At 44.2% G+C, this 10,279-nt stretch carries 8 protein-coding genes; 3 read left to right on the top strand and 5 right to left on the bottom strand.

The features are described 5' to 3' along the window. Positions 1-237: 237 nt before the first annotated feature. Complete coding sequence (locus tag IEY42_RS09405) at positions 238-942, bottom strand: pseudouridine synthase (protein ID WP_188925000.1); 705 nt, start codon at positions 940-942, stop codon at positions 238-240. A gap of 120 nt (positions 943-1,062) precedes the next feature. Between IEY42_RS09405 and IEY42_RS09400 the strand changes: the two genes are divergently transcribed. Continuing rightward, positions 1,063-1,317 (top strand): TIGR03643 family protein, encoded by a 255-nt coding sequence (locus IEY42_RS09400; protein ID WP_188924999.1) that lies wholly within the window; start codon positions 1,063-1,065, stop codon positions 1,315-1,317. A 93-nt stretch (positions 1,318-1,410) separates the two neighbouring features. Here IEY42_RS09400 and IEY42_RS09395 read toward each other — a convergent pair whose 3' ends face one another. Both IEY42_RS09395 and IEY42_RS09390 read right to left on the bottom strand, forming a co-directional pair. After that, entirely contained in the window at positions 1,411-3,894 is a 2,484-nt protein-coding gene (locus IEY42_RS09395) for an ABC transporter permease (protein ID WP_188924998.1), read from the bottom strand. Further along, the gene (locus IEY42_RS09390) at positions 3,894-4,643 is read right to left on the bottom strand and encodes an ABC transporter ATP-binding protein (protein WP_188924997.1); all 750 of its coding nucleotides are present in this window, start codon (positions 4,641-4,643) and stop codon (positions 3,894-3,896) included. The genes IEY42_RS09395 and IEY42_RS09390 overlap by 1 nt, the downstream gene beginning before the upstream one ends. Positions 4,644-4,704: 61 nt before the next feature. On the opposite strand from IEY42_RS09390, the gene IEY42_RS09385 reads away from it, so the two are divergent. Then, positions 4,705-5,262, top strand: a complete 558-nt coding sequence (locus IEY42_RS09385; RefSeq protein ID WP_188925001.1) for an arylesterase — start codon at positions 4,705-4,707, stop codon at positions 5,260-5,262. A 158-nt stretch (positions 5,263-5,420) separates the two neighbouring features. Then, complete coding sequence (locus tag IEY42_RS09380) at positions 5,421-6,491, top strand: DUF3083 family protein (protein ID WP_188924996.1); 1,071 nt, start codon at positions 5,421-5,423, stop codon at positions 6,489-6,491. A gap of 72 nt (positions 6,492-6,563) precedes the next feature. On the opposite strand, the gene sohB is transcribed toward IEY42_RS09380, so the two are convergent. Together sohB and IEY42_RS09370 are read right to left on the bottom strand one after the other, a co-directional pair. Then, positions 6,564-7,574 (bottom strand): protease SohB, encoded by a 1,011-nt coding sequence (sohB, locus tag IEY42_RS09375; protein WP_188924995.1) that lies wholly within the window; start codon positions 7,572-7,574, stop codon positions 6,564-6,566. Between the two features lie 121 nt (positions 7,575-7,695). Continuing rightward, complete coding sequence (locus IEY42_RS09370) at positions 7,696-10,185, bottom strand: VolA/Pla-1 family phospholipase (protein ID WP_188924994.1); 2,490 nt, start codon at positions 10,183-10,185, stop codon at positions 7,696-7,698. Between the last annotated feature and the right edge of the window lie 94 nt (positions 10,186-10,279).

Below are 10,279 nucleotides of genomic sequence, written 5' to 3'. Positions count from 1 at the left end.
ATCAAGGAACGAGCATTTAGTTCCTTTGGGGAGCTAATTTCTTATCCGAAGCTCAGGTTAACTTAATAAAGGTGGTTAACCATTGCTGATTTAACATGCCAAACTCCAACGCTAAACGATGTCGATAGCATAACAGCTTTGATAATTTTAGATTATCGATAAGTCTTTTATTGATAATTCTTTTATTGATAAGAATGTTGAAAAACGAGTTTTATGTTGATGTTAGCTAAGAGCCGATCAATCAACGCGATTTGCCGAGTAAAAAGAGCTGATCTCCTCTGCGGTTAAATAGCGCCACTGACCTTCAGGCACATCGAGTTCTACTGCCCCAATACGTTGCCGATGCAGCTTAACCACTTTATTGCCCACGGCGGCAAACATGCGTTTAACCTGATGAAACTTACCTTCAGTGAGTGTAAGCAACACCTGGTGTGCTGAGATAACCTCTAACTTTGCGGGTAAGGTCAGGCCCTTTTCGCCCTGTAATGCGATCCCATTAGCAAAGCGCTCGGCGACATCCTCTTTTATCGGTTTTGCCAAATCGACTCGATAAGTTTTGTAACACGCGTATTTGGGCGAGGTGATATTAAATGTCCAACGACCATCGTCGGTTATTAACACCAATCCTGTAGTATCAGCATCTAAGCGCCCGGCAATATGAAGCTCTGATGGCCGCTCAATATCCAGTAACGAGAATACCGATGGATGAACCCCATCGACGTTTGAACACAAGGTTTGCTGCGGCTTATGTAATAACAGATAACGAAAAGGGCGCGGTACTAATGTTTGCCCATTGAATTGCACCAGATTATTTTCATGCACTTGAGTGGCTTCATCAGTAACGGCAACGCCATTAACCGACACATTGGCTTGAGCAATACAGTCGCTCACTTGCTGTTGCGTTAATTCGGTACTTTTACTGACAAAACGGTCAAGACGCATGTGATAGTGATACCCAGAATAATGATTTAAACCATCGTTAAACTATTTATAAACACGCTATAAACTAAGTCAGGCTGTTTAACGTATGTATTGGCAAACCCAATAACGACATCATACGCAATGCTTTCAGTGCAAGATACCTCAAGAATTATTGAAATGGCCTGGGAAGACCGCACGCCATTTGAAGCCATTGAACACCTATATGGCTTAAACGAATCTGCCGTTATCAAATTGATGCGCAGTAACATGAAACCAGGTAGCTTTAAATTATGGCGAGCACGCGTTACAGGCCGAAAAACCAAACACCTTAAGTTACGACCTGAGGGAGTCGACCGAGGTTACTGCCCTACTCAATATAAGCCGCGATCTAAATAGCCTGAGCTTGAGGTCGATGAAGTAAAAAACAAAAGGGAGATGACAATGCATCTCCCTTTTCGCTCATTTAGCGGTTATTGAGGTCAGTGTGTGCTAACCCGCTTTTAACATATCACTGCACGACTTGTTTAATAGCTGCCTGCAACGCCACACGCCGAGTGTTGAAACTATGGCGGCGCCAGCCACAGGTGCGATACCCCACCATGGCCAATGCATGTACACAACCAACTCAAACACCTGCGTTTTTAGCATGTACAAGGCAAACTCAGCCACGATGACCGCTAACAAGCCGGCAATGGCACCCAGCAAGGCAAACTCAAACCCAGTTGATGCCCGCAATAACCAACCCGATGCGCCAAAGGTGCGTAATACCGCTAACTCACGTTGACGAGTCGCCATACCGGCCTCGGTTTGGGCAATCAGCACTAGCGCACTGGCCAACAACACCAATGCTAAGACTAACGATAAAGACAAAGACACTTGCTCAATAATTTGCCTTAACTGCCCTACCATGGCGCCAACATCAATAATCGACACCGTCGGGAATTGCCTAATTAATTGCAACACCACTTGGTCTGCCGTTAATAGGCTGCCGTCTGCGGCCAATAGTTGATCATTAAGATGAAAACTGGCCATAGAGGTATACGCAAAAGGCTCAAGTGCTTTTGGCGTAAAAATCATATAAAAGTTTGGCTGCAAGGTTTCCCACTGCACCTGTCTAATACTGGCAACAGTGACCGACAAATCCTGGTTATCAATGCGATAAGTCAGTTTGTCGCCCAGTTTAAGCTCCAAACGCTCAGCCACACCAGATTCAACAGACACCTCATCGTCAGTTTGATTAAACTGACCCTCAAGCAATTTGTTATTGGGCGGCAAGGTATCGCGATAGGTTAAGTTTAACTCACGAGAGATCCCCACTCGACCTTCTTCGCCATCTTCTGATTGGCGACGAGAAATTAACTCTTCATCATTAATGTGGGTTAAACGTCCGCGCACAACCGGATATATATCGGTGGCTTTTATATGATTGAGGGTTAAAAAGTCATCGAGCGGTTTGCTGTCTTCAGGGGCAATGTTCACCAAAAAGTAATTCGGCGCATTTTCTGGTAACTGCTTTTGCCACTCGTTAAGCAAATCTTGTCTTAGTGCCAAAATAGTCAACAACAACACCAAAGCACTGCTAAAACCGACTAATTGCACCGCATTTTGACGAGCACGACGACGCAGCCCAGCCAAAGCAAGTTGCAATGGATTGGTGGTTCTCATGCCAATGCCGTGGCCGAGTCGGATCATCACAAATCCTAATAGGCTCAGTAACACGCCAAGCAGCATGACCGCTAACACTACCGTCATGGTGAGTGCGAGGCTTCTTGAATACAAATAGCCCAAAAGCGCCATCGCCGCTAAGCTGAGGAGCAAATGCAACCACATGCCGAGCTGTAAACCCTCAAGCTGACGCTGCAGCACCCGCAGTGGCGGAATCGCCAATAAACGCATTAACGGATAAGCCGAAAACATAAACGCACTGATTAACCCGGTACTGACACCGAGTAATACAGGACGCAAGTAAGGCGGTGAATACGCAGCGATTTCGGGCGGTAAAAACGCCGTGATACCAAGGTCGAGTAACAAGCCACCGATTAAACCAAGCGCGATACCGAGTAATGTCACTAATGAAAGGTGCAAACCAAATAATACACGAATTTGTTTACCCGACGCACCAAAGGTTTTCAGCATTGCGACCACATCATAATGGCGTTGACAATAACGCTGCGCCGCAATACCAATAGCAGCACATGCCAATGCAATACCTAATAAACTGGCTAGTAATAAAAAGCGCTCTGCACGCTGTACTGCGGAGGCAATCGGTGAATCGCCCGACTGCACATCAACCCAACGTTGGCTGTTATTGAGTAGCGGTTTAGCTTGTTGCTCAAATGCGCTTAATTGCTCAGCATTACCGGTAAACTGGTACAAGTAAGTTACGCGGCTGCCCGGCTGAATAATCCCTGTTGCAGCAACATCATTTAGGTGAATAAGCAACACTGGTGATGAGGCAAACGGATTAAAACCGGCGTCAGGTAAGCGACTGATTTCTTCAGTTAGTGATAACTCACTGTTACCTAATTCAATGCTTTTAGGGTAATTAAGTAATCCGCCTAAACGATTTTCATACCAGGCCTGGCCTGTCTGCGGTAACGCCTGTGTGATACCTGTGCTGAGCTCAATATCGCCTTTAAGTGGGTAACCATCCCCTACCGCTTTTACTGTGACTAATTGAAATTTATCGCCAGAATACACCATAGAGTTAAATTGCATATTGGTGACATGGGCAAGGCCAATGTCGTCTGCAATGGTTAACACTTTAGGGTCTAACTCAACAGGTGAATCGATAATTCGATCGGCAGCAATAAAGTTAGCGGCTTCACCATTAATGGCCACTTGTAAACGCTCGCTAACCCGAGCAAGCCCAGTGACCGACAATACGGCTAGCGTTATCGCTAACACAATTAAAACTAATTGGCCTTGTGCAAGCTCACGCTTAAACAAACGCCAAGCGATGCGCCATTCCATTAGTTTGCCTCCACTAATTGTGGATCAGATTCACTTTCGCGCTGGGTAGCTTCTGCTGCAGGCTCTGATAAATGACCGCTTTCCATCACTAACTGTCTTGCACAGCGCTGGGCAAGATGTAAATCATGAGTAACCAGTACCAAAGTGGTGTCGCTTTCTTGGTTGAGGGCAAATAACATGTCGGCAATTTTGTCGCCATTTACACTGTCTAAGTTACCGGTCGGCTCATCGGCAAACAGCACTTTAGGTTCACAAATAAATGCTCTGGCAATTGCTACACGTTGCTGCTCACCGCCCGATAATTGTTTCGGTAAGTGATTTAAGCGATGCGACAAGCCAACACGTTCAAGCATGGCTTGCGCTTTTTGTTTCGCATCGGTAACGCCAGCAAGTTCAGCAGGCAGCATGACGTTTTCTAACGCGGTTAAGGTGTCGACCAACATAAAGGATTGAAAAATAAAACTGACTTTTTGTTTACGCAGCGCTGCTTTTTGTTCTTCATTGAGTCCTGATAATGCCACCCCATCAAGGACAATTTCCCCTGAGGTTGGTGTGTCTAATGCCGCTAATAATCCAAGTAAGGTTGATTTACCCGAACCCGACGGTCCAAGAATAGCAATACTGTCGCCCTGCTTGACTTCTATATTAATGCCGTTGAGGATAGTCAACTCTCCCTCTTGGGTCACCACAGTTTTATTAAGGTTAGTTACCGTTATGGCACTGGTATTTAGAACGCTATTATTAGACATACAATCCTTCTTATTTTTGTCGCTTAAACGCATGTTAGCAGCTGCATTTACGTTAATGTTGATGTGCGCGCCTACCTATGCTGCCACGGTTTTGATACTAGGCGATAGCCTAAGTGCAGGCTATGGCATGCCAGAAAACCAAGGTTGGGTGCAATTGCTGCGCGATGAACTGCCACAACACACTATTGTTAACGGCTCTGTTAGTGGTGAAACAACCGCTGGAGGATTGCGCAGACTCCCGAATTTACTGGCCTCCAGCCAGCCTGACCTAGTGGTTGTTGAGCTAGGCGGAAATGATGGCCTACGTGGTTTCCCACCAAACCAGCTGAAATCAAATCTTACAAAAATCATTACGCTAGCAGAAGATCAAGGCGCCAAAGTGTTATTAACTGAAATCATGGTGCCACCTAATTATGGCCCCCGTTATAGCAAAATGTTCACTGAGGCCTATCATCAATTAGCTGACGAGTTCGCTATCAACTTAGCGCCCTTCTTTATGCAAGAGATTGCCGCAGATAAAAGCCTAATGCAACGCGATGGTATTCACCCTAATGAGCAGGCTCAAAGTAAAATTACGCAATGGATGCTCCCTTGGATCACTGAAGCGCTAGATAAGTAACTATTTAAATTTTATGACTTTCACAGCAAATGTTAAAAAGATTTTAATAAAATCAATAAAAGTCATATTAATTTCAGTTTCAATGTTTAAAATGGATGCCAGCAAGCAATTAAATAACGATAAACTTTAGACAACACTAGACAATTTAAGGAAATAATATGTCCGTCAGTCGTCAAAAAAAAGTATATTTACCTAGTGCGACCCGTAAAAACCAATACATCACGATCGGATTCCCATTAACCGACGAATACCTAAGCAAATACAGTAGTTTAGAAAATTGTTACGATGAATTCAGTAAATTAGTATACCAACTCGCTGAAAAACAAGAATTGTATAACGTTCATGTTGTGACGACCGATAAATTGCCTATGGTTCGCTTTCACAGTGAAGCTTACTCTTTAAGTTCAAACGAACAACTGCGTTTCTTTTATAACCCGGCCTATCATGAGGCAAACAGTTTGCACAGCACACCAGGTTTTAGGGCGCGTAAATTACGTATTGTCTTTTTAGCCACAGGTGCAGATTTACGCAGTAATGCGGCCGGTTTTCATAATAAAGTGAAGCAATTTATTACTGAACTTGCGCCGCTGTTACCTGTTCAAGATGTACCAATTAAAATTCGTGACCATCAGCATATTTCTTATGACTTTTTTGCCAAAGCAAAGGGCTTAAAAGAAACATACGGTTATAAACTGCGCGCGGTAGACAGCCGTTATCAGCGTCGTCACTGCGAGCTGCCAGAAAACGTCAGTACCTTAAACTACGTCACCATCAACATTCCTGTTGACCGCCGGATTAAAAAGCAATTACTGGCCAATGACAACGTCGATTTTGATTCGATTTATCAAAATGTGTATGACAAATTTGTCGACGCAACCAAAAGTAAGCAATTAAAACGTGTTGCAATGGTCGCTAATGGTAAGTTGCCGCTGGTGCGTAACAGTAAATACGAACAGCTCACCAGCACAGATGAGTTTCAGATGATTGGTTTTGATCCTCACGCTCAATCTCCAGATCCTATTGGCCACTGGGATAGCAGTAAATTAGTCGATGTGTTCCGTTTTGTGATTGTTGCGGGCAAGAGTGATGAAACAGATGAAGGTTACGGACGCTTTATGAACCAGGTAGAAGATGCACTGCGAGTTTTCACTCAAGCATTTGATATCGATAAAGAACATGTCGATGTGACTTTACGCTTCCACCAGCACATCAGTTATAAAGCTCAATAATAATGTCATCATTATGATGCTGACCTAAAACAAAAACGACAGCCTAGGCTGTCGTTTTTATGAGTACCAATATTACACCGATTGATTACGCTCAATGAGCTTGTTCATCACTGCATTAACAGATAACGATGCACCATGGGCTATTTTATCTGCCAGCTTCTTCTTCATTTGATATCTGATTTTGATCACTTGATGGCTGCTAGCTAGATTTAAAATCACATCATCGCTAGTCGAAATTTCATCAATCAACCCTAAATCAATGGCTTGTTGGCCATACCAATGTTCGCCTGTTGCCACTTTACTAATGTCCATTTCAGGACGGTAGCGGCCAACAAACTCTTTAAACAACACATGTGTCTCTTCAAGTTCTTGCTGAAACTTAGCACGGCCTTCATCGGTATTTTCACCAAAAATGGTTAATGTGCGCTTAAAGTCGCCCGCAGTATGTTGCTCATAATCAATATCGTGCTTTTTGAGCAAACGGTTAAAGTTTGGCACTTGTGCCACAACCCCAATAGAGCCAACAATAGCAAACGGCGCGGCATACACTTTATTTGCCACACAGGCCATCATATAGCCACCACTGGCAGCGACTTTATCAATACATATAGACAACGGAATATTCGCTTGGCGAAGACGGTCTAATTGGCTTGAAGCTAAACCATAGCCATGCACCATGCCGCCGCCACTTTCTACATTTACCAATACTTGGTCATCTTTATCGGCAATGGTTAAAATCGCCGTGACTTCTTCACGAAGCGATGCCACTTCACTGGCATCAATACTGCCTTTAAAGTCGATAACAAAGACTTTACCCTTGGTGATATCTGATTTTTCAGCCGCTTTCTCATCTGCCTTAACTTGCTTTTCATAGGCTTTAAATTGCTTTTTTGATAGCAACTCTTCTTTTAAGTGATGCTTTAGCTGAATGAGTTCATCTGAAATATCAGTGAGTCGTAATTCACCTTTGTCAGCTTTATTTTTTATGTTACTGGCAAGTACCAATACCACGACGGCCAATATCGCGACTACGATTGTTACGGCTTTTGCTAAAAATAAACCGTATTCATATAAAAATTCCAAATTTAGCTCCATATAGGAAAAACTGTCTCGCGCTATTTTATCAGTAATTATCGATAAATAGAGAATAAAAAACCCAGCAATTGCTGGGTTTTGAATCAAAATGACGACTAATTAGTAAGGATTAGTTACAGCCTTGAATAACGTCACTGTTTGATACTGCTATCGTTGCCTGCCCTGCACCGGCGGTCATTGCAAAACCCGCTACTTGAGATTGCATTTCTGCTGTTGCAGCTGCAGCCATACCATCGGTAACGCCTTCAACTTCACTTGGGCTCACAATAGAGCTGTGATGACCTTTAGAGAAGCGCACCGCACCAGAACCCGGCATTGTTGCATCGACACAATCTAAACCGATAGCGGCAATTAATGGCTCAGTACCTGATAGTGGGAAACCAGCCACACTGTTAGGTAAAGTTTGGTCAGGTAAGTTACCTGCACCATCACCTGCAATTTCAATTAAATGCACAGGTACTTCTGTCGCAGCTAACATACTGGCATGGTTAAGTGGGTCGGCTGAATCAACCGCGGTTTGCACTGCCAGCGCAAACGATGGAATAAACCCAGCATAAACCGCTTGCACTAATGCTTCATATTCAGCGCTGCCAACTTCATAACCTGCAGTATTCGCCTCAGCAACTAACTCAGCAAATGCGTCAGATGCTGTTACGTTTGCAAACAGTTGTGGACCAAATGCCGCAGAACCTGCAAATGCACCCGCTAAACCACCCGCTGGAGCCACTAACGAGCTTGCGTTAATTGCATAGGCATTTGGTAAGTTTTCGCCTGATGTTGGGTCAACTAAGCCTGTGCTTGCATAAGTTGAGAACGTGGTACCCACAATCGCACCTAAACTCAAGCCTTGAGCACTGATTTTAGAGACATCAAATACTTGAGGTTGCTCTGCAGCCGCTAATTGCCCTGCCATACCCTGTAACAATAAGCGCAATGCTAAATGATCAAGTGTTGCTTGGCGGAAGTTATCACGCACCGTTAATGAACTGGCAATGTTTACAAACACAAGAGGATTACCATTAGCGTAAGCTTCTGGTTGCCCCACTAAAGCACCATAGCTTGGCGCTGTAGCAGAAATCTCATAAGCACCGCCATTACCGATTTCAAATGAACGCTCACCATGCAGTGGCATATCCATTGAAATAGTGGCAACGCCTGCCGCGGCATAAGTGCCCGCGTAAGCTAGGTTCATTTCTTTACCGCCACCAAGACCATGCATGGTAATGGTCGTTGGCCAACCATTGGTAGGAGGAACAAACGTGCCCCCTTGAGCAGTCGTAAATGCCGCTAACTTAGCTGCATTAGGCAAGGTAATTTGCACAGGGATTGTTTCATAACTCTGAATCGCAGGAATTGGATTTAAACGAGTTAAATGCTTGGAGATATCAGCCGATGTGCCATCGTCAAGCAACCATTGCTTACCCGCAAGTAATGCTGGATTGGCCAACGCTGCTTGTGGGTCAACGCCTTGCTCAGTAGCCTGAGCAAAGAAGTTCTCCTGACTTAATGTGCCAGCCTGCAGAGCTAATAACACAGATACAGGGCTGTCACCTTGAGCAAACCAACGACCGTTAGGTGCTGTTGGTACACCGTCAACCACAGGAATAACACAACTACTTGATGAGCAGTCACCATAAAATGGCAGTTTAATTTCGGCTGTATACACATCGGCCATATCAGCCAAGGTATAAGCTAAACCGCTGTCAGACGTTAATCCTAAAGCTTGCGCTGCGGTATAACCTGCTGGCGTTGGCGTTTGTACAAATGAAGGCATATACGCTTCATTTGATGCCATAAGTAATTTAGCAGTCTCATATACGTTTGCTACTGATTGCGTGGTAAATAGACCAGAAAAAATAATACCTTCAGCGTCAACACCGTGCTCTGCAGCCACGCCTTTCTCGTAACTATTCACTAGGCCTTGCAACTGTAATTGTGCTGCTGTTTCTAGTGGTTTAGTTTCAATATCTAACTTAAGTAAGTTATAGGTAGTCGATGCTGCAACACTGCGACCTAAAGAGTCTTGAATTAAGTCGGTGGCAACGTATAGATAAGATTGAATAGGTTTTAACGGTTTTAGCGGCACAATAACCACGTTATCACCCGATACTGTGGTGACAAAATCAACACCAAAGGTTAACTCTTCGCCCACTTTACATGCCGATACAGATGCCATTGAAGTACATTCAGGATCGGTAGACAGTGATCCACCCACGGTAGCTTCAAACACGCGGATTGCACCGGGTTGGGATACAGATGCTGTATCAAGTGTTAATGCATTACCCTGAAGGTCAGTTGCTAGCTCCATTGTTATTGAAATTGGTGAGCTAGTTGACCAACCGTCTAAACCGCCAAGTGCGATTGAAGGGTCGGTGTAATCGATGCCGGTTTCACCGGGCATCTCAAGGGTGCCATCAAGGGTACCACTAAACAGTAAATCGTTTGGTACAGGAAGCAATCCGTTTGCTGGATCAAATTGAACATGCGATACAGGCACCAAAGGTTCGGCTTTTTCTTTTGCTTCGTTAAAACTATCGCCACCACATGCCGTTAAACCGAGAGCAGATGTTATTGCAACACCCAAAATGAGTCTTTTCATCTTTTTTCCCCAAATCTTGTTTTAATAATTTTGTTTTCCCCAAGAATTGGTCACAATAGTCCTATCATGCGACCAAAAGGACTTATGTTAGTCC

The sequence above is a fragment of the Shewanella algicola genome, from assembly GCF_014648035.1.
GTDB lineage: Bacteria > Pseudomonadota > Gammaproteobacteria > Enterobacterales > Shewanellaceae > Shewanella > Shewanella algicola.
This window is presented reverse-complemented; position numbering and strand designations above follow the sequence as displayed.

Bases quoted from the DNA above. Each gene is read 5' to 3' on its own strand.
- IEY42_RS09370 (WP_188924994.1), bottom strand. From the start codon at position 10,185: ATGAAAAGACTCATTTTGGGTGTTGCAATAACATCTGCTCTCGGTTTA.
- IEY42_RS09400 (WP_188924999.1), top strand. From the start codon at position 1,063: ATGCTTTCAGTGCAAGATACCTCAAGAATTATTGAAATGGCCTGGGAA.
- IEY42_RS09380 (WP_188924996.1), top strand. From the start codon at position 5,421: ATGTCCGTCAGTCGTCAAAAAAAAGTATATTTACCTAGTGCGACCCGT.
- IEY42_RS09385 (WP_188925001.1), top strand. From the start codon at position 4,705: ATGTGCGCGCCTACCTATGCTGCCACGGTTTTGATACTAGGCGATAGC.
- IEY42_RS09390 (WP_188924997.1), bottom strand. From the start codon at position 4,643: ATGTCTAATAATAGCGTTCTAAATACCAGTGCCATAACGGTAACTAAC.
- IEY42_RS09405 (WP_188925000.1), bottom strand. From the start codon at position 942: ATGCGTCTTGACCGTTTTGTCAGTAAAAGTACCGAATTAACGCAACAG.
- IEY42_RS09395 (WP_188924998.1), bottom strand. From the start codon at position 3,894: ATGGAATGGCGCATCGCTTGGCGTTTGTTTAAGCGTGAGCTTGCACAA.